We start from the raw sequence: 19,263 nt of genomic DNA on the forward strand, positions 1-19,263 counted from the left end.
GTATTGACATCAAGTTCACTTTAACTTTGAGTATAGAGGCCTCACCACCCACGAGGCCGGACAACATCATGCAGATCGAACTCATGTCTTCCCGCAAATTTGCAGCTTCTCATGCGCCAAGCTCGGCCGCGCCGGAGCCGGCTTCCTTGCAGGCCTTGCACCGCTTGTTGGCCCAGGGCCTGGCCCTCCCGCCCGAGTACCGGCAAGGCTTGAGCAATCATCTGCCCATGGTCTTGCAAGCCCTGCACGGCCTGGGGGCGAGCGAAGCGCAGATGGCACGCTTCTTTGCCAGCTACCGCAGCCACTTTGACGCCGAGGCTGAGCACCCAATCGCCGTGGATGGGGGCCAGGAGGCCGAGCAGGATTGGCTCAGCCTGCGTGGGCGGGATGGGGCCTACCCGGTCTTGCTCGCCTATTTTCAGCAAGCTCTGCGCGCGCAAGGCCTGGACGCCGTGATGCGAGAGGCTGTGCCGCATCTGCTCCCGGGCATCTCGGGCGCCGCTTTTCACGGCCTGATTCGTGTCGCCCACGCCTTGGCCTCTGGCTACGAGCCCGAGCTGGCTGCGGGTCTGGCCTACTGGGCTTGGCGCTGGCAGCGCCTGGAGGCGGCCCCGGCAATGCCGGCAAGTGAGCGTCTGCCCTTTGACAGCTGGGCCCTGGCAATCCAGCTTGAAGCTCGGCACTGGCGCAGCCAGCCCGGTCTGATCTCGGCGCGCATGCTGGAGGCCAGCCGAACGTCGATCTATCGAGGTTTGGCGGGTCGCTTGCTGGCGGCCGATAGCGCGCAGGAACGACTTGATCAGTTCGCGCGCCTGGCGGTGCAGAGCTATGTCGGCAGTGCCAACTTCACCGTGCTGCACATGATTACCGGCCTGCGCGCCTTGCGTGCGCTGCTGCCTTGGCTGCCAGCGTCGCTGGACTTGCAGCTCTTGCTGACCGAACACTTCACGGCTGCTTATCTGGCCGCCAATCTGACGCCCTTGCGTAGCGATGCGCGTGAAAGGCAAACGGAGAACTGGGCCTGGCCCGACTTGATTGCGCAGACCCTGGAGTCCAAGGACGACCATTTGATCAAGCTGGTCTACGCCTGCCAGCAAGAGGCTTTGCGCGCAGGCGATGCCTCGGTTTATCTGCAGGCGGTGCGCTTGGCTTGTGCCAGGGCGCAGGACTGAAGTCGATTGGTTGGCCGCAGGCACAAAAAAAGCCCCGCCGGAGCGGGGCTGGGTTTGAAGCGGTCGGCGCCTCGGGGCAGCCGGGCCGGCTTCAATTGCGCATGCGATCAGAACGCGTAGTTCAGGCCCACGTTGAACTGGTTGATCTTGACCTTGGTCGAGAAGTTACCGGCTTCGATTTTGTTATTGCCCAGATCGGCGTACTCGGCGCGAACGCTGAAGTTGTTGTTGATCTGGTAAGCGGCGCCCAGGCCAAACACGGCCTCGGTCGAGCTGACGGAGGCAGTCACGTTCTGGTAGCTGGCATCCAGGGAGTTGCGGCTGGCGCCCAGGCGGCCGTACAGCGAGAAGCCATTGCCCAGGGGCAGAATGCCCAGCACCGAGACTTGCAGGGCATTGGCGCTGGTGTCGACGCTGTCGACGTCCCAGGAACCCAGGCGACGCACGGTGGCTTCAAAAGCCACGTTTTCGCTCAGGCTGTAGCCCACCAGAGCGCCGAAGCCGGTCTTGGTGATCGTTTCGCCTTCGTTCTTGAACTTGGTCGAGCCCACGTCAGCACCCACGTACCAGCCGTTACCAGCGGCGGAAGCGCTAGCGGCGATCAGGCTCAGGGCGGCGGCGGCAAAAATCTTCTTCATTGTTGACTGCTTTCTTCTATGGAATGAGAGAGTTCCCGTTGCCGGGAAGGCGCGCATCCTAGCAAAGCAATTAAGCGGTTTCGGACCGGGCTGTTGTGCCTAGCCATCACCCGCTTGAAGGTAAAAGTTACCTCCAAATGCAAGCGACTCGACTCAGCCCCGCCGCAAGCGGCCCGCCAGCTTGACCCCGTGGGTGTAGGCCTCTTCAAACACCGAGTAGGCGGAAAGATCCGCATGCGCGAAATGCAGGCCTGGCTGGCCTGTTTGTGAGCTGGCCAAGGCCCGCAAGGCGGGCGCGCCGCGGGTGCCGGGGCGCGGGATGCTCATGGCATGGCCCCAGCGCATCAGGGCCACGGCCTGCAATTGCTCACTCAGATCCGGGTGGACGCTGGCGAGTTCTTGCAGAACGCGCTGAGTCCATTGCTGCCAGCTGTCCTTCAGCAAGGCTGGGCGCTGCCCCTGGGGCAAGGCCCAGTAAGCCGTCAAAACCGTGGCCCCAGGGTCGGGGCGCAGGCTTTGGTGTGAGGCGTCCACATAGCCCAGAGCTGCGCTGCCGTAGATCACATTGTCCCAGCTGGGCGGGGCACCCACACGTTGCATCAGCGGTCCACGGGTTTGCAGATTGGCCACCAGCCAGGGTGCGTAACTCATCAACCGGGCGGCATCATCCAGAGCGGCGGACTGGCCGCGCCCAAGCAATTTTTGCGCGATGAACAAAGGTGTGGCCAGGACCAGCTGGCGGGCCTGCCAGCGCTCGGGCACTTGGCGGGCCTCATCCCAGGCCCAGACCTCATAGCCTTGCTTGCTGCTGCCGCTGCCATCGATCTTCAAGACACTGCGGCCGCAGTGCAGCTGGGGGCCGATTTCGGCCGCCATCTGCTGGGTCAAGAAGGCATTGCCTTGCGGCCAGGTCAGCACGGCCTCGCGCTCCTGAGTCTCGTCGCCTGGCGGATGGAAGCCGTGCCGGCTGGCGAAGTAGTGCAGGCCGGCCCAGGCGGAAACTTCGCTGGCTGCGGCGCCAAAGTCGTCCCGGCAGCAATAGTCCAGATACCAGCGCAGTTGGGCGTCGTTCAGGCCTTGGCCGTCCAGCCAGCTCGCAAATGTCTGTGCATCCAGAGCCTGATGGCCCGCCGTCCAGGGCGCACGGTGGGTGGGCATGGCAAAGCCCAGCTCCTTCTGCGCCCGCGCTACGGCCGCAGCAAAGCCCAGGTATTGGCTGCGCGTCTCGGGCCTGAGGGCAGGGGGCAGCAGGCCTTCATGCCACTGCCCCTCGAAGAACAAGCGCTCCTGCGGGCTGTGGCAGAGATTGCGTTCATCAAACACCGCCCGCCCCAGCTCCTGCCTCACCAGGCCCAAATCCTCCAGTAGTTGATAGACCTCGGGCGAGTCCTTGCCCGGCAAGGGCAGGTAGTGGGCGCCCAGCGGGCAGGCCATGCCGGCCATCTGGTGGCCTCGGCTATTGCCGCCGGCCTGGTCCTCCAGCTCCAGCAGGGCGAAGTCGTCCATGCCCGAACGCTTGAGTGCCCGGGCACAGGCAAGACCTGACACCCCGCCGCCGATGATGAGGGTGTGGGTACGCTTGATCGGGCCGCCTGCCAGCCCTTGGGGCAGGGCTTGGCGCAGGCGGTGACCGCGCGCATGGCTGGCGCCGACCCAGCCCCCTTGCAAGCCAGATGCCCCCGAATCGCAGGCGCTGAGCAGGGCGCTTGCCGCGCCCAGGGCGAGAAGTTCGCGTCGTTTCAACTCAGTGCACCTTGCCCCATTCGGTCTCGAACTCGTGGACCAGGGCCTGGTTGGAGAGGCGGTTGATCTCGGTGGGCAGGCGGGCCATATCGGGCGGGAAATTGAGCAAGGCAGGCACGCCATCCAGGGTCAAGAAACGCAGCCCCGTCGGCAAGCTGCGCGGCGGCGCCCAGGGCCGGCGCGAGGCCAAGACAAAACCCCATTCGCCAAAGCTGGGCACATGGGCGTGATAGGGCGTGGTCGAGAGGCCCACGGCTTCGACGGTGCTGACCACGGTCCAGAAGCTGCGCCGGGCGATCAGGGGTGAGGTGGTTTGCACGACGGCATAGCCGCCCGCACTCAGGTGCTGGTCCACCAGCTGATAAAAACTGGTGGTGTAGAGCTTGCCGAGAGAGAAATTGCTGGGATCTGGGAAGTCGATGATGATGACGTCAAAGACCTCGCTGCTTTGCTCCAGCCAGCCAAAGGCATCGGCGTTGACGATCTTGAGCTTGGGGCTGAGCAAGGCGTCTTGGTTGAGTCGACGCAGCAAGGGCAGGGTAGAGAACAAGCGCGTCATATGCGGGTCCAGCTCCACCAGGGTGACGCTCTCCACGCTGGCATAGCGCAGCACCTCGCGCACGGCCATGCCGTCGCCGCCGCCCAGCACCAGGACTTTTTTGGGCGCACCGTGGCCGGCCATGGCGGGGTGAACCAGGGCCTCGTGATAGCGGTATTCGTCCTTGGAATGGAACTGCAGATTGCCGTTCAGAAATAGGCGCACGCCCGCATTGCCCGAGGTCACGACCACGCGTTGGTAGTCCGAGCTTTCGCGCAACACGATGTGCTCACCGTAGAAGCGGTCCTCGGCCCAGCTCGTCAGATGGTCGGCGTAGAACATGGCCACGGACAGGGTGGCGATGGTCAGGGCGCAGGCCAGCGCATGGCTCTTGAGCGCGCGCAACTCATAGCGAAACAGGTAGAGCGCCCACACCGCCACAAAGGCGTTCAACAGGCCGAAGAACAGGCCGGTACGCACCAGTCCCAGATGCGGCACCAGCAGCAAAGGGAAGGCCAGGGCCACGACTAATGCACCGAGGTAATCAAACGTTAGCACCTGGGACACCAGATCGCGCAAGGCATAGCGCTGCTTGAAGTACTTCTTCAGTATGCGCATCACCAGGGGGATCTCCAGGCCCACCAGGGCGCCAACCAGCAGCACCAGGGCGTAGAGCAGCACCCGGAAGGTGGTTTGCTGGCCCGGTGGCAGGAGGCTGTGGGCGGCGAAGAGGGCGGCGGGCATCAGGCCGCCGATCAGGCCCACCAGCAGCTCTATCTTGAGGAACTGCGCGATCAGCTGCCGCTCCAGATAGCGACTCAGCCAGGAACCCAGGCCCATGGCGAAAAGATAGGTGCCGATGATGGTGGAGAACTGCAGGATGGAGTCGCCCAGCAGATAGCTGGCCAGGGCTCCGGCCGCCAATTCATAGACCAGGCCGCAGGCCGCCACCACGAAGACGCTGGCCAAGAGCAGCAGCTCGTGCAGCGAGATGCGCGCGCTTTGGGCGGCTGAAGAATCGGCGGGACTTGCGGGCTCAGGCAAGAAGTTTTCGGGCGGCGTCGTGAGGCTCATGCCGGCAGGTTAACGCAGCTTGAGGCTGCCCCGAGCATCAGCCAAGGCCGAGTGCGGGCAGACTGTGGGCCGCGCGGGCCTTGATGCACTTCTCGTCACCCGCTTGCACCTCTTTGCAGGGGCTGGGGCGTTGCGCATAGACCGTGCAAGCGACCTGCTCGCCGATCGCCCCGCTCAGGGCTTGGCAGCGCGGGCGGGCCTGGTTGCTGCCTCGCATGCAGCCGAGGTGTGGCGTTAGTTTTTCAATCAACTGTGGCGCCAGATCGGGGGCATCGGCCCAGTAAAAGGAAACTCTGAAGTGGGCGCAGCAGGCGCCGCATTGCTGGCAGGGGTTGAGGTCCAGGGGCCGAGGCAGTGTCATGAGAAAAAACGTAGCAGCTGCAAAAATTCGGCCGATATTTTTGCAAAAAATGAGCCGCGTTTTTCAGTCGTCTTTGATTTGCAGTGCCAGGGCTTGGTAGCTCGCCAATCTGGGGCCGCCCAGCAGTATGGCCTGGGCGATGGCCTGGGCGGCGGCCGCTTTTTTGCCCTGCTCCCACAGGACTTGAGCCAGATTGTTCCAAGCGTCGGCGGCCTGCGGGTGAGTCTGGCTGGCGGCCCGGTAGGCCGTCTCGGCAGCGGCCAAATCACCCAGGGCGTAGGCGCTATTGCCCGCGCCCATTTGCAGCAGCAGATCGCCGGGCCAGCGGCGCAAAGCGCTGGCATAGGCGATTGCCGCAGGCCGGGGCTGCAGGCGCTCCAGGGCGGCGACGGCGCGGCCTGCGCTGGCCGCGTCGGCGCTGGCGGGCAGGCGCTCGGGCGCAAGCGCCACCATGGCCCAGTGCTCGCCGCGCGCCCAGGTGCGCTCAAAGGCCGAGAGCGACATCTCCATGGCGGCCGTCGTGCCCGAATGCAGGGTCACCGTGCCGCGCTCACGGTCATAGCCGATCAGCACGGCGTAGTGCCAGACCGGGTAGACGGGCAGGGAGAGGTTTTGAAACACCAGCACCGGATGGCCTGCGGCCACCTCTTGCAAGACGGCCTCCAGCTTGGGCGCCAAAAGGTAGGCCGGCAGGCCTTGGCGACGCGCGGCCACCAGCATCTCGACCTGTAGCGAGCCTTGGCGGCCGGGCACAAAAACCTGGGGTGCGAGCTGCTGTGCCTCGATCTTCAGGCCCGCGGCCTGCATCAGCATGGCCAGGGCGGCCGGGCCGCATTCAAATTCTTGCTGCGCGACAAAAGGCGTTTGGCTTAGCAAGGCGCGGCTGGGCAGCTGGGCGGGCCATTGGCTTTGCAGCTCTTGCACCGGCAGGGCCACGCAGCCCGCCAGGCCCAAGCAGGCGGCCAAAATGAGCAAGCCCGCCGAGGCGGGCTTGCGCAAGCGTTTCAATCCTTGTTGCAAGGCGGCTCAGCGCAGCGAACGGGTGAAGGGGAAGACCTTGGTCAGTCCCAGGATGTCGGTGACCAGCAGCACGATGAAGACGGTGAAGACCAGGCCCAGAACGTCGCCCCCCGCGGGAGCTTGGTCGATGCGACCGGCCAGTTGCGCGACCTCTGCATCCGACATGGCGGCCACGCGGCTCAGCGCGGCCTCGGTGTCCACGCCTTGTTGGATCAGGGACTGGCGCACATCTTCACGGCCAAAAAAGCTCTGCACGCGCTCGCGGGCCGCGGCCGCGTCGGGGGCTGCGCTCAGAGGCGCGGGGGCCAGCAAGGCCTCCGTGGGGACGATGGCGGCCTGGGCTTGCTGGGGCAAGCTCATCAGGGTGCAGGAAACGATCAGGGTGGAGGCGACGAGGCGTTGCAGAGCGGCCATGGTTGTTCTTTGAGGGTCAGCAGGGCTGCAGAGTGTAGAAAGCCTGCTCGCCGCACCCAAGCACTCTTACATGCGGAGACAAAAGCGCTCGCTTCGTTTCAAACGCCGCTGCTTTTGCCCGCGCTCAGCCGTGAATCGCCGCCGCCACGATCTGGCCGATGGAGATGCACATGGCCGCCACGACGACGGCCAGGGCCATGTTCTTGCGCTCGACGATTTCTTCCCACAGCTTGTAGGGCGTCAGCTTGTCGATGACGATAAAGCTGATCCAGAACACCAGCACGCCGATCAAGGCATACAGGATGGAGCCCAGCACGATGGCGGGCTTGAGCCATTCAAATCCAGTCATGTTCTCAGTCCTCTTTCATAGATGGATCGACGGTCGGTACTTCAAGGCCGCGGTGCTCTGAACTAAGTTTCTTCATGGGTTTCCCGACAAGAAGATCTTCAAAGCTCAGTGCTGGAATATGGAGTTTGCGAGCCCATTTTTTTGACACAGTGTGCAAGCTCATGGCTAGTCTGAGAGTTGGATTGGGATCCTTCTTTCCCGCGACTTGATAGAGATAGGCAATGTCGCTTCCTACCTCGTTAGCAAACGCTGTCTTGTCCTCCGTCGGAATCGCTGCGATGAAATTTCCCAAGGGCGATCTTGATGCCGCACTCTTTTTGTTCATATCTTTTCTCTAGGAATCCCTGTTGCATTTCTTTGCTACTTGTGACCGCCCCCACCGCTGCCGAAGCCGCCGTAAGAGCCCCCGCCGCTGCCGCCCGAGCTGATGCGCGTGCCACCGCTGCGCTTGCACTGCGCGTACTCGGCGCTGTTCTCGCCATAGGTGTTGCGATAGCTGTCGCAATCATCCTCGTTCATGGCCTTGATCATCAGAATCAGCAGGAAAAAGATGAACAGGCCGATGACGAGATTGCGCAACCAGTTGCTGGAGCCGCCGCTGCCCAAGCTGCTGGCGTCGGAGCGTAGGCCCGCGTGGGCCGAGAGCGGCAGACCAAAGGCGCGCGCCACCTCGCTGGCGTCCATGCTGCGGCCCCAGCTCCAGCTGATCTCGCGGCCGGTCTGTTCGCGGCTGAGCATTTCCCGTTTGCCGCTGCCGCGGTACTCGTAGTCGCTGACCAGGGCGCGTTCCTCGCGCTTGAGCTGCCAGTAAAACTCGCCCAGCACATAGGTGGTCTTGGCGGTGTAGCTTTGTGCGTAGCGGCGGCGGAAGGTCTTGCCTTGCCATTCGATGCTGGCGCCCAGGCTGCGCGTCTGGGTGGGCGCGCCGGTCAGCGGGCGTACCAGGCTCCAGCCGTCTTCGCTATCGACCAGAAAGACAAAGCCTTCCTTCTGGTTGAAGAGCAGGTATTCGCGCCAGAAGGTCTGCTCGGCGTCCTCGTCATTCGGGTCGGGCAGATCGCAACGCTCTTGATAGCCGACGACCTGCCAAGGCAGCCTGGGCCCATCGGCAAAGGCCAAGGAGCCCATGCTGCCTAGCTTGAGCTGGGGCTCCATGCCATTGACCTGCTCGTAATGCGGCAGTTCGGCGGCGTTCGTCTTGGCGATGTCCACCACCGCATGGCATTGCGCGCAGACGATGGACAGGCTGCTGCCCAATTTGGGCGTCAGCGCGGCGCCGCAGCTGGGGCATTCCAGGGACTTGGCTTGCAAGGTCTTGCTGCTGTCCTCGCGCAGACCGCGCATGGCTAAGTCAGCGATGCGAACGGCCCGGCCCACGGACCAGAGCGGCGGCTTGCCGGCCAGCGCCGGGCTGTAGTCCAGCGTGCCGACCTCGTCTGTGGCGCTGCGCAGCTCGGCCACCAAATACTCGCGCGCCAATTCCGGCGGGCGCGGCAGCTCGCCTTGGGCGGCCAGTAGGGTGGTTGGGGTCAGGGCGGCAATCTGCCAGTTCTGGCCCGCGACGATCTGGCTGGCACCCAGCACCAGCTCATGCGCTTGGGGCGGCGCCAGCTGCAGCGCGGCATCGAAGCTGAGCACAAAGCTGCCGTTGTCCTCAGACAGCCAGGCGCTGCGGGTTTTCGCCGCGTCGGGCTCCCCGTCAAACAGCAGATGCCACTCGTTCCATTGCCCATCGGCATAGCCCAGCTGCAGCCGCCCCACGACGGTGAAGCCCGCGCCCATATAGCGGCCCGAGGCACCTAGCTGCAGGGGGGAGTAGTCCTCGATCATCTCGGCGCTCTGGCCGATCTTGCGCAGGGCATCGCCCTCGCGCAGCAGGCTGCTGCGGCAATAGCTGCAAACGGCGCTGGCCGAGGCGGCGGAGGCGAACTCCAGCGGTGCCCCGCAATTGGGGCAGGCGGCTTGCCAGCGGCGCTGGCTGGGCAGGGGGGCTTGGGAGGAAGGCGGCGGGCCGCCGCCGCCCTCATTCGACGGGGTCAATTAAGTAATTTTCTTCAGCAGCTCCGCCTTTTTGGCGGCGAATTCTTCGTCCGTCAGTATGCCTTTGGAAACCAGGCCGCCCAGCTTTTCCAGCATGGCGAAGACCTCGTCGCTGCTGGCTGCTGTTGGGGCTGTTGCCGGGGCCGCGGCAGCGGCAGCAGGTGCAGCAGCATTGGCTCCAGTCAGGCCGGCGCTCATCTGTTGCGCCAGCACCTGGCCCATGGCAAGACCTGCCCCCAGGCCCATGGCGTCGCCCGCCACGCCACCACCGCCCGAGCCCACGCCTTCAGCGAGCTTGGGGATGGCTTGCGCCGTCTGGTACTGCATGAACTTGCCCATGTCTTGGCCGATCATGCCCATCCCGATCTTTTGATCGAGGATTTTTTGCAGCTCTTCCGGCAGGGAGACGCTTTGCAGGGTCACGTTCTCCAGCTTCAGGCCCAGGCGTTCGAACTCGGGCGCGGTGGCGGTTTGCAGCTGCTTGGCGAACTCGATCTGATTGGCCGCCAGGTCCAGGAAGGGGATGCCGCTCTGCGCCACGGCGTCGCTGATGTGTTGCAGCATCAGGCCGCGCAGTTGGCCGTCCAGATCGGCCACGGTGTAACGCTCGCGGGTGCCGGAGATCTCGGTGTGGAAGAGCTTGGCGTCGGCCACGCGGTAGGCGAAATTGCCGAAGGCGCGCAGGCGGATAGCACCGAAGTCTTTGTCGCGAATGGTCACCGGCTGGGTCGTGCCCCAGCGCTGGTCGATCTGCTGGCGGGTGCTGAAGAAGTAGACATCGCTCTTGAAGGGCGACTGGAACAGCTTGTCCCAGTTCTTCAGATAGGTCAGCACCGGCAAGGTCTGGGTGGTGAGCTTGTACATGCCGGGGCCGAAGACGTCGGCCACCTTGCCTTCGTTGACGAAGACGGCGACCTGCGATTCGCGCACGGTCAGCGAGCCGCCGTACTGAATTTCCATGTCCGCGATGGGGAAGCGCCATGCCAAGGTGCCGTCGCCGTCTTCGGTCCATTGAATGATGTCAATGAACTGTTTCTTGATGAAGTCCATCAAACTCATGGCGTGCTCCTCGTGTACTGATGCTGTGTTCAAAGGCCTGCTCGGGCCGCGAGCGGGAGTATCCGCCAGCTCAGGCCTGCTTTCGTCGGGCGGATTGAGGACCCGGGGGTGAATCTTTCCCGCCAGCATGAGCGCGAAACTCGTTTAGGGCCTCCTTCCGGCCGAGCTGGGCACAGGGCAGGGGATGCCACAATTCCACCATGAAATCCAATCCGCGCGTTTCGATCCGGCATGCAGACTTTGATCTCAGCGCCGAAACTCTGGCCCTGCGCCAAGCCGACGGTGGTGTGGGCGCCGTCGTCTCCTTTGTGGGCACGGTGCGTGAATCCAGCCATGGCGAGAGTGTCAGCCAGATGGAGCTGGAGCATTACCCCGGCATGACCGAGGCCGCCATCGAGGCCATGATTGACAGCGCCCATGCGCGTTTTGATATCCGCGCCGCGCGGGTGATCCATCGTGTGGGTGTGTTGCAGGCGCGCGAGCAAATCGTGCTGGTGCTGGTGGCCTCGGCCCATCGGGGTGAGGCCTTTGCCGCCTGCGAGTTCCTGATGGACTATCTCAAGACCCAGGCCCCGTTCTGGAAGAAAGAGACCACGCCCCATGGCGCACACTGGGTCGATGCCCGCAGCAGCGACGACGCGGCCCTGGCGCGATGGGGCATTGCTTCGGGCAACTCCGCCGACAGTGCTCAGCCCCGGCCATGAGCGGCGCTCTGTGGCTGAAGATCCTGGCCGTGGCCAGCGGCGCCTCCTTGGGTGCCTTGCTGCGCTGGGGCGTCGGCCTGTGGCTCAATAGTTCTTGGATGGGCTTCCCGCTCGGCACCTTGCTGGTGAACTTGGTCGGTGGCCTCTTGATCGGCATGTCGCTGGAATGGTTTGGCCGCACACCCGATGAGTTGCTGCGCCTGCTGCTGGTGACCGGCTTGCTGGGCGGGCTGACCACCTTCTCCAGCTTTTCGGGTGAGTCCCTGGTGATGTTGCAAAGAGGCGAGTTCGGCCTGGCCCTGGCCCACACGGCCGCCCATGTGTTGGGGGCCTTGGCCGCCGCAGCGCTGGGCCTGCGATTGATGCAGTGGCTGCTGCCTTGATGCGGCCCTGGGCAGCACCGCAGCTATTGGCCTGAATCTGGCGCCCCGTCGGGCTCCAGCGGGGCCGCGATGCGGTAGCCATTCTTGCCCTGGCGCTTGACCTCGTACATGGCGGCATCGGCTGCGCTCAGCAAGGCGGCCCGATGCAGGGCATGGCGCGGGAAGCTGGCGATTCCTATGCTGGCGCCCACCCGGGCCACGCCGCCCTGGCTCAAGCCGATCGATTGCTGAATGGTTTGCAAGGCCCGGCGTGCCAGGTCTTGCGCGTAGACCGAATCGGCATCGATCTTCTCCAGCACCATCACCATCTCATCGCCGCCCAGGCGGCCCACCAGATCGCTGCCGCGGCGCGCCAGGGTGCTCAGGCGGCGCCCGCATTCGATCAAGACCTCGTCGCCGGCCTCATGGCCCAGCTCATCGTTGATGCGTTTGAAGCCATCCAGGTCGATGAAGAACAGGGTCAGGGCATGGCCGCTGTCATGGGCTTGCTGCAGCATGCGGTCCAGGGCCCGGGTGATGCCCACCCGGTTCTTCAGGCCGGTCAAGGCATCGTGTTCGGCCTGGTGGCTGGCGGCGGATTCCTGGCTCTTGCGCAGGGTCACGTCGTAGATCACGCCCTCGACCATGCGGTCGGCCTGGGCCATATTCGGCGTCTGCACCGAGATCAGGCAATGCACCCAGCGCGGCTCGGCGTCGGCGCTGCGCAGTTCCAGATCGGCCGACATGGTCTGGCCCAGGGTGGCCGAGTCGGCAATCATCTGGTGCACATGGGCCGGGTCGGCAAACACCTTCTGGATGAAGTCCTCGCCGCGCAGTGCGGCCAGATGGGCATAGTCCGAGCCGATGACGCGCATCACCGTCGGGTTGCCATTGATCAGGCGGCCATTGGCGCTCAGCACAAAAATGCCGGCGCTGGTGTGGTCAAAGATCTGCCGGTACTGGGCCTCCATGGCCGCGATCTCGGCGCGCAGGCCGCGCTCGGCGATCAGGGCCGATTCGGTCGCCGCCAGCATGCGGTTGGCCGCGCCTATCACCGTGCCGACCTCGTCGTAGCGGTGGCGCTTGGCCATGGTGAGGCGCTGCGAGCTGCCCACCTCCATCTGCGCCAGTTTGCGGGCCAGCATCTTCATCGGCAGGGAGAGCATGCGCAAGACCACGAAGTTCAGCACCAGGGCCAGCAGCGTGATCAGGCAGGCCAAGGCCGCCCCCAGCCAGCGCGCCTGTTGCAAGGCCTGGGCGGAGGCGCGCACGCCGTCGCCCTGCACCACCAACAGGCCCAAGGCCTCGCTGCTGTCAAAAGGCGAGCGCAGGGGCTTCTCGATGCGCAGGCTGGGCGCGTTCTCGGCCGCGGCCTGTTCGGCCCCGGCATATTTGTTGGCGCTGCGCACCAGGATCTCGCCCGCGCTGTTCTGCACCCAGACGATGGCGGCATTGGGGTCACGGGCCACGCCATCCACCAACTCCTTCAGCAGCACGCGGTCGTCGGCGTAGGCGCCCACGGCGACGGTTTTCTCGATGGCGCTGGCCATGGAGTCCAGGGTCAAGCGGGTCGACTCCTGTGCCTTCTGGTAGGCCAGCTGAAAGCCCAGCAAGGCCGCGATCAAGCCCAGCAGGCTGGCCGTGCCCAGCAGAATCAGGGTGAACTTGCCATGTAGGCTGTGGCGGTACTTGCGCGAGGCGGCCAGCGGGCCTGTAAGCATGCTGGCCGCGCTGGCCGGGCCGGCTTCGGGGGCGGGAGAGGTGGGGCGGTCCATTCAGCCCGCGCGCCCCAGCACCATCACCACCCGCAGATCGCTGTCTGTGGGTTCATGACTCAGATAGGCGATGGCCCGCCGATTGCGTTTGATCTCGGCCTGCAAGGCCGCATCATCGGCCAGGGCCTGCGGAGGCTGGACCCGACCGGTGAACAACAGGCGTGCCCAGTAGCTATTGATCTGCGCCAGATCCATGCCAGTCAGGGCCGCGTAAAAAGCCTCACGTACCGCGCTCTCGCGTGGGTGATCAAAGGGTTCGGCCAGGCTGTCGTCCGGGAAGTGGCGACTGCGGCCGGTGTAGAGCGCGATCAGCTCTTTCTTGCTGATGCTGCGCAAGGCGTTGGTGCTGTTGACGACGACGAAAAGCTCGCCCTCCTTGGCCAGGCCGCTCGTGGGCAGGGCCAGGGGCAGCAGGGCCAGCAGGGGGCGGAAGAGGTGGCGGCGGCGCATGGTCAGAACACAAAGTCCAGCACGGCCGAGAGCACGGTGGCGCTGCCCGCCTCGGCGCTGCTGTGCCGCCAGGCGGCGCTGCCATTGGCATGGCTATGCACCTGCTCGAGTTGTAGCTTGAGGGCCAGGCGCTGGGGGAAGTCATAGCGCAGGCCCAGACCCAAGGAGCTTTGATCGAAACGTGAGGCGTTGGCCGCCTCGGCTGCGCCTGCGCCCAGGGCAGCCGCCTGGGCGGCGGTTTGCGGCCCCAAGACCGGGTTCAGCTGTGCGGCCCAGTCGGTCGGCGCCTGCACAGCGCTGCGCTCGGCCAAGCTGCGGCCGGCGATGACAAAGCCGGTCAGGTGCTGCCAGCGCCGACCCAGGGAGGCATAGCCCCGCCAGCCGCCCGACATGCCGGTGGCCAGTTGCACCCGGCTCAGCTCCGCCGTGGCCTGCCAGGGCGAGCCGTTGTACTGCAGGCCCAGGGAGAAATACTGCGCCAGGCCCTGGCTGTAGAGGTCTTGGTCCAGCGCCTTTGCCTGGGCGGCCAAGGGGGCCAGCGAGGGAATGGGCAGGCCCGCCAGTGCCTGCAGGCCTTGCTGCAGCTGAACCAGCGAAGCCGTGGGCTTGACGGCCAGATCGGTGCGCAGATAGCTAAGCTTGAGCAGCAGGTTCTGGGTCTCGCGGCTGAGGCTGAGCACCAGCATCTTGCGTGCATCCACCCGCACGGAATCGTCGCTGCGCAAGGCCTCCACGGTGCTGCTGCTTTGGCCTAGCGAGAGCTTGAGGCGCCAATCGGCCTGGGGTTCTTGCCAGGCAAAGCTGAGGTCGGCCCCGTCCAGAACGTTGATGGGCATCCAGCCATAGAACTCCACATTGGGCCGGGCCCAGGGCAGGGCGTAGCCGACATTGCGCACATCGGCCTGCAGGAAGACATCGGGACTGGTGCGGCCCAGGCGCAGATGCCAGTCGGGGGCCGGGTGGTAGCCGATGAAGGCCCATTCCACCGATTCACCCAGGCTGGCCTGCTTGGCGCGTTGACGAAGCACCAGCTGGGTGACCAGCTCCCAGCGCTCCGCCGGCGTCCAGTTGGCCTGCAGGCCCAGGCGCGAGTCCACCAGGGCGCTGAGCTGGCCGTCGGCGCCGACCTGGGTTTGCTCGCGGGCCAGCAGCCAGTCTTTGTCGCTGCGAGTGTGGCTGAGGCCAATCGTGCCAAAGCCGCTCAGGCGCAGGGCGCTGCTGGGGCTTTCTTGGGCCTGGACCAGGCCAGGTACAAAGGCGCTCAAGGCCGCCAGCAGCAGCAAGCGGGCCCCCAGGCGGGGCCTGGGTCGGCTGGCTGGGGCGGACTTGTTCAAGACATCGAACATGGCGGACCTTCGCTCGGACTGCGGGCATGGCACCCGGGTCAAAGCAGCCGGGTGAGTTCACTATACGTCGTGGCCTTGCGTTAGCAATCAGGTCGTGATGCACTGTGTTTCTGGTCCTTTTTTAGTGAACGTGGCCGCCAGACTTTGCCAAGACCTTGCGTCAGATCAAAGTAGATGGGGCTTGAAATGAGCGGCCGCGCACCCACTTGCCAGCCATTGGAGGATTTAAGCCATGCGTGCAGACAAGTTCACAAGTCGTTTTCAGGAAGCTCTGGCCGAGGCCCAAAGTCTGGCCGTGGTCCGCGACAACCCCTATATCGAGCCGGCCCATGTGCTGGCCGCGATGTTGGTGCAGGACGATGGCCCGCGCGCGCTTTTGGAGCGCGCCGGCGTCAATATCAACGGCCTCAAGACGGCCGTCGAAACCATCGTGGCCGGCCTGCCCCAGGTCAAGGGCGAAGGCCAGCAGGTCACGGCCGGACGCGAGCTGATCTCGTTGCTGCAAGGTGCCGAGAAAGAGGCCGCCAAGCGAGAGGACCAATTCATTGCCAGTGAGATGTTCTTGCTGGCCCTGGCCGATGCCAAGACGGACCTGGCCGGCGCCGTGCGCGGCCACGGCCTGACTCGCAAGGCCTTGGAGGCCGCCATTGACGCGGTGCGCGGCGGCCAGAAGGTCGACAGCGCCGACGCCGAAGGCCAGCGCGAAGCCCTGAAGAAATACACCCTGGATCTGACCGAGCGTGCCCGCAAAGGCAAGCTGGACCCGGTGATCGGCCGCGACGATGAAATCCGCCGCGCCATTCAGGTGCTGCAGCGTCGCAGCAAGAACAACCCGGTGCTGATCGGCGAGCCCGGCGTCGGTAAGACCGCCATCGTCGAGGGCCTAGCCCAGCGCATCGTCAACGGCGAAGTGCCGGACAGCCTGCGCAACAAGCGCATCCTGGTGCTGGACATGGCCTTGTTGCTGGCCGGTGCCAAGTACCGTGGTGACTTTGAGGAACGCCTGAAGGGCGTGCTGAAAGAAGTCGCCCAGGACGAAGGCCAGACCATTCTCTTCATCGACGAGATCCACACCATGGTGGGCGCCGGCAAGGCCGAAGGCGCCATCGACGCCGGCAATATGCTCAAGCCCGCCCTGGCGCGCGGCGAGCTGCATTGCATCGGTGCCACCACCCTGGACGAGTACCGCAAGTATGTGGAGAAGGACGCTGCGCTGGAGCGCCGCTTCCAGAAGGTGCTGGTGGACGAGCCCACGGTGGAGTCCACCATCGCCATCCTGCGTGGCCTGAAGGAGAAGTACGAGCTGCACCACGGCGTCGACATCACCGACCCGGCCATCATCGCTGCGGCCGAGCTGAGCCATCGCTACATCACCGACCGCTTCCTGCCCGACAAGGCCATCGACTTGATCGATGAGGCAGCGGCCAAGATCAAGATCGAGCAAGACTCCCGCCCCGAGGTGATGGACAAGCTGGACCGCCGCATGATCCAGCTGAAGATCGAGCGCGAGGCGGTCAAGCGCGAGAAGGACGAGGGCTCGATCAAGCGCTTCGAGCTGATCGAGGAAGAGCTGCTCAAGCTGCAGCGCGAGTACGCCGAGCTGGAAGAAATCTGGACGGCCGAAAAAGCCCAGGCCCAGGGCTCCGCCCATGTGAAGGAAGAGATCGACAAGATTCGCTTCCAGATCGAGGAGCTGACCCGCAAGGGCGACTTCAACAAGGTGGCCGAGCTGCAATACGGCCAGCTGCCCGAGCTGGAGAAAAAGCTCAAGGCCGCGCAGGCCACTGAGGCTGGCAAGAAGGGCCCGGATGCCAAGCCGCGCCTGCTGCGCACCCTGGTGGGCGCCGAGGAAATCGCCGAGGTCGTGGCGCGTGCCACCGGCATCCCGGTGTCCAAGCTGATGCAGGGCGAGCGTGACAAGCTCTTGCAGATGGAGACCAAGCTGCACCAGCGCGTGGTGGGTCAGGACGAGGCGATTCAAGCGGTGGCGGACGCCATCCGCCGCTCGCGTGCGGGCCTCTCGGACCCGAATCGCCCGACCGGCAGCTTCCTCTTCCTGGGCCCCACGGGCGTGGGCAAGACCGAGCTGTGCAAGGCCTTGGCCGGCTTCTTGTTCGACAGTGAGGAGCATCTGGTGCGCATGGACATGAGCGAGTTCATGGAGAAGCACTCGGTGTCTCGCCTGATCGGCGCGCCTCCGGGCTATGTGGGTTACGAAGAAGGCGGTGCCTTGACCGAGGCCGTGCGCCGCAAGCCCTATTCGGTGCTCTTGCTGGACGAGGTGGAGAAGGCCCACCCGGACGTTTTCAACGTCTTGCTGCAGGTCTTGGACGATGGCCGTCTGACCGATGGACAGGGCCGCACGGTGGACTTCAAGAACACCGTGATCGTGATGACCAGTAACCTGGGCTCTCAGCAGATCATGGCCTTGGCGGGCGAGTCCTCCGAGGTGATCCGTGAGGCGGTGTGGGGCGAGGTGAAGGCGCATTTCCGCCCCGAATTCCTCAACCGCATCGACGAGACCGTGGTCTTCCATGCCCTGGATGCCAAGCACATCGAAGAGATCGCCAAGATCCAGTTGAAGATCCTGGAGCAGCGCCTGGAGAAGATGGAGATGACGCTGGACCTCAGCCCCGTCGCCGTGGCGGAGCTGGCCAAGGTGGGCTTCGATCCGGTATTTGGTGCCCGCCCGCTCAAGCGCGCCATCCAGCAGCGCATCGAGAACCCGCTCTCCAAGCTGATTCTGCAGGGCAGGTTTGGGCCCAAGGATGTGATCCCGGTGGACTTTGCCGAGGGCGAGTTCCAGTTCGGGCGCACGGTGCACTGAAGGCGCTGCACAAGCAGCAAAAAGGGCAGCCTAGGCTGCCCTTTTTTTAACTCACGACGCCATCAAAAATGATGCGCCAGCGACCCTCTTGCTGGCGCCAGTACTGGCGTTTGAGTGCGGGTGTGGGGTTGAGGGCGCTGAGCTCTCGGTAGGTGACGATCATCACCGGCTCCAGGTCCTGGCTGGGCAGCACGCTCAGGCGCTCCAGGCTTTGCACCGGCAACTCGTGGGCTTGCATGCGGGCCAGATTTTGGGCCAGGCGTTGGGCCTCGCTGTCAGAGCCGCGCTGCAGGCCAGGCTCATACAGCGGGAGCAAGGCCTTCGCGTCCTGCTTCAGCCGCGCCTCCTGCCATTGGCTGAAGGCACTCTCGAATTGCGCATCGACCAAGGGCTTGCCGTCCTTTTTGGCGACCCAGTCCACCTGTTCAAAAATCAGCACGGGCGTCTCGCGGGCCTTGACCGTGTCGGCCAGGGCCTGCATATCGTCGTTGCTGAGCACGATGCAGCCGTCGGTGGACTGCGGCCCGCGCGCGTAGCTGCCGGCCCGCTCGCCATGCAACCAGATGCTGCTGCCGCCGCGGCCCACCATGCGGTCGTATTCGTTGGGATAGTTCAGGGGCAGGGCGGCCGCACCGTAACGGGCCGCGGCTTCGTCGCGCCGCATGCCTACCTGGTAGACGCCAAGCGGCGTGCGCTGGTCGCCTTCCATCTGCTTGGAGACGCCGGCCTTGCCCAGGGAGACATAGCTGTCCTTGACCAACTCCATTCCCTGGCCGCGATTCTGAAACAGATAGAGCCGGGCTTTGTGGGTGTCCACCACGATGGCGTGCTGCACCGTGCTGGGCAGGCCGATCAACTCTTTGGGCAGGGCGTCTTTGGGCGGCCGCTCCACCAGGGCGGCCAGGCGCAGGCGGGCTTCTTGGCGCAGGGCTTCGCTGCGCGCGCGTTGCTCTTCGGTCGCGCCGATCAAGGCCTGGGCCGCCGCCTCGGGTGAGGTGCGTGCCAGCAGCAGATCGGAGTAAACCAGCTGGGCCAGGGAGAAATCGGGTTGGCGCTTGACCAGATGCTCGATGGTCTCGAAGGCCTTGGACTCCTCGCCCTTGGCCAGCATCTGGTAGGCCGAAATCAGCTGGCCCTCGGGCGTCTGGGTGTTCAGCTGGGCCGTCAACAAACTGGGCTGGGCGGCGCTGGCGGCCGTGTCCGCGCGCTGCGGGGCATAGGCCTCGACCCGCGAGGACAGAAAGTTCATGCCGCTCAAGCCCACGATGGCCGTGCCACCGACGCAGGCCAGCAGCAGGATGGCACGTAGCAGCGCATGCTTGGCCGGCTTGGGCCGAGCGGGGCGCCGCTTCAAGGCTGAGGGCGCCGGGGAGTCTGGCGCCTGTTGGGGG

18 protein-coding genes are annotated in these 19,263 nt (G+C 64.8%); 4 read left to right on the plus strand and 14 right to left on the minus strand.

Going from position 1 to position 19,263, the window contains the following annotated elements; translation table 11 throughout:
* Positions 1-68 precede the first annotated feature (68 nt).
* A complete protein-coding gene (locus tag DBR47_RS01745) occupies positions 69-1,172 on the plus strand; it encodes a questin oxidase family protein (protein ID WP_124446262.1) in 1,104 nt (367 codons plus the stop codon).
* A gap of 107 nt (positions 1,173-1,279) precedes the next feature.
* On the opposite strand, the gene DBR47_RS01750 is transcribed toward DBR47_RS01745, so the two are convergent.
* The 10 genes from DBR47_RS01750 to DBR47_RS01795 all read right to left on the minus strand — a co-directional run bounded on the left by DBR47_RS01750 (position 1,280) and on the right by DBR47_RS01795 (position 10,408).
* Entirely contained in the window at positions 1,280-1,810 is a 531-nt protein-coding gene (locus DBR47_RS01750) for a porin family protein (protein ID WP_197046810.1), read from the minus strand.
* 153 nt (positions 1,811-1,963) lie between these two features.
* The gene (locus DBR47_RS01755; RefSeq protein ID WP_124446264.1) at positions 1,964-3,553 is read right to left on the minus strand and encodes an FAD-dependent oxidoreductase; all 1,590 of its coding nucleotides are present in this window, start codon (positions 3,551-3,553) and stop codon (positions 1,964-1,966) included.
* Position 3,554: 1 nt separating this feature from the next.
* Positions 3,555-5,165 (minus strand): polyamine aminopropyltransferase, encoded by a 1,611-nt coding sequence (locus DBR47_RS01760; protein WP_124446265.1) that lies wholly within the window; start codon positions 5,163-5,165, stop codon positions 3,555-3,557.
* A gap of 37 nt (positions 5,166-5,202) precedes the next feature.
* Entirely contained in the window at positions 5,203-5,526 is a 324-nt protein-coding gene (locus tag DBR47_RS01765; RefSeq protein WP_124446266.1) for a YkgJ family cysteine cluster protein, read from the minus strand.
* Positions 5,527-5,589: 63 nt separating this feature from the next.
* On the minus strand, positions 5,590-6,525 hold the full coding sequence (locus DBR47_RS01770) for a PA2778 family cysteine peptidase (protein WP_197046811.1): 936 nt from the start codon (positions 6,523-6,525) through the stop codon (positions 5,590-5,592).
* 27 nt (positions 6,526-6,552) lie between these two features.
* The gene (locus DBR47_RS01775) at positions 6,553-6,960 is read right to left on the minus strand and encodes a PA2779 family protein (protein WP_124446268.1); all 408 of its coding nucleotides are present in this window, start codon (positions 6,958-6,960) and stop codon (positions 6,553-6,555) included.
* A 124-nt stretch (positions 6,961-7,084) separates the two neighbouring features.
* A complete protein-coding gene (locus DBR47_RS01780; protein WP_124446269.1) occupies positions 7,085-7,309 on the minus strand; it encodes a DUF350 domain-containing protein in 225 nt (74 codons plus the stop codon).
* Positions 7,310-7,313: 4 nt separating this feature from the next.
* Positions 7,314-7,634 (minus strand): hypothetical protein, encoded by a 321-nt coding sequence (locus DBR47_RS01785; RefSeq protein ID WP_124446270.1) that lies wholly within the window; start codon positions 7,632-7,634, stop codon positions 7,314-7,316.
* A gap of 35 nt (positions 7,635-7,669) precedes the next feature.
* Positions 7,670-9,349, minus strand: coding sequence for a DUF4178 domain-containing protein (locus DBR47_RS01790; RefSeq protein ID WP_231512074.1), 1,680 nt, complete (start codon positions 9,347-9,349; stop codon positions 7,670-7,672).
* Positions 9,350-10,408 carry an SPFH domain-containing protein gene (locus DBR47_RS01795; RefSeq protein WP_124446271.1) on the minus strand — a complete coding sequence of 353 codons (1,059 nt, stop codon included), beginning with the start codon at positions 10,406-10,408 and terminating at the stop codon, positions 9,350-9,352.
* 200 nt (positions 10,409-10,608) lie between these two features.
* On the opposite strand from DBR47_RS01795, the gene DBR47_RS01800 reads away from it, so the two are divergent.
* Positions 10,609-11,112, plus strand: coding sequence for a molybdenum cofactor biosynthesis protein MoaE (locus DBR47_RS01800; protein ID WP_124446272.1), 504 nt, complete (start codon positions 10,609-10,611; stop codon positions 11,110-11,112).
* Positions 11,109-11,495 (plus strand): fluoride efflux transporter CrcB, encoded by a 387-nt coding sequence (gene crcB, locus DBR47_RS01805; RefSeq protein WP_124446273.1) that lies wholly within the window; start codon positions 11,109-11,111, stop codon positions 11,493-11,495. The genes DBR47_RS01800 and crcB overlap by 4 nt, the downstream gene beginning before the upstream one ends.
* A gap of 23 nt (positions 11,496-11,518) precedes the next feature.
* Here the strand turns inward: crcB and DBR47_RS01810 are convergent, their stop codons facing one another.
* From DBR47_RS01810 to DBR47_RS01820, 3 genes are read right to left on the minus strand one after another with little or no spacing between them, the layout of a single operon-like run.
* The gene (locus DBR47_RS01810; RefSeq protein ID WP_124446274.1) at positions 11,519-13,249 is read right to left on the minus strand and encodes a sensor domain-containing diguanylate cyclase; all 1,731 of its coding nucleotides are present in this window, start codon (positions 13,247-13,249) and stop codon (positions 11,519-11,521) included.
* On the minus strand, positions 13,250-13,699 hold the full coding sequence (locus DBR47_RS01815; RefSeq protein WP_231512075.1) for a hypothetical protein: 450 nt from the start codon (positions 13,697-13,699) through the stop codon (positions 13,250-13,252).
* 2 nt (positions 13,700-13,701) lie between these two features.
* The gene (locus tag DBR47_RS01820) at positions 13,702-15,045 is read right to left on the minus strand and encodes a hypothetical protein (RefSeq protein ID WP_124446275.1); all 1,344 of its coding nucleotides are present in this window, start codon (positions 15,043-15,045) and stop codon (positions 13,702-13,704) included.
* A 232-nt stretch (positions 15,046-15,277) separates the two neighbouring features.
* On the opposite strand from DBR47_RS01820, the gene clpB reads away from it, so the two are divergent.
* Positions 15,278-17,872 (plus strand): ATP-dependent chaperone ClpB, encoded by a 2,595-nt coding sequence (gene clpB / locus DBR47_RS01825; RefSeq protein WP_124446276.1) that lies wholly within the window; start codon positions 15,278-15,280, stop codon positions 17,870-17,872.
* A 46-nt stretch (positions 17,873-17,918) separates the two neighbouring features.
* On the opposite strand, the gene DBR47_RS01830 is transcribed toward clpB, so the two are convergent.
* Positions 17,919-19,226, minus strand: coding sequence for a murein L,D-transpeptidase family protein (locus DBR47_RS01830; RefSeq protein WP_197046812.1), 1,308 nt, complete (start codon positions 19,224-19,226; stop codon positions 17,919-17,921).
* Between the last annotated feature and the right edge of the window lie 37 nt (positions 19,227-19,263).

The sequence above is a fragment of the Paucibacter sp. KBW04 genome, assembly GCF_003852425.1.
Lineage (GTDB): Bacteria > Pseudomonadota > Gammaproteobacteria > Burkholderiales > Burkholderiaceae_C > Paucibacter_A.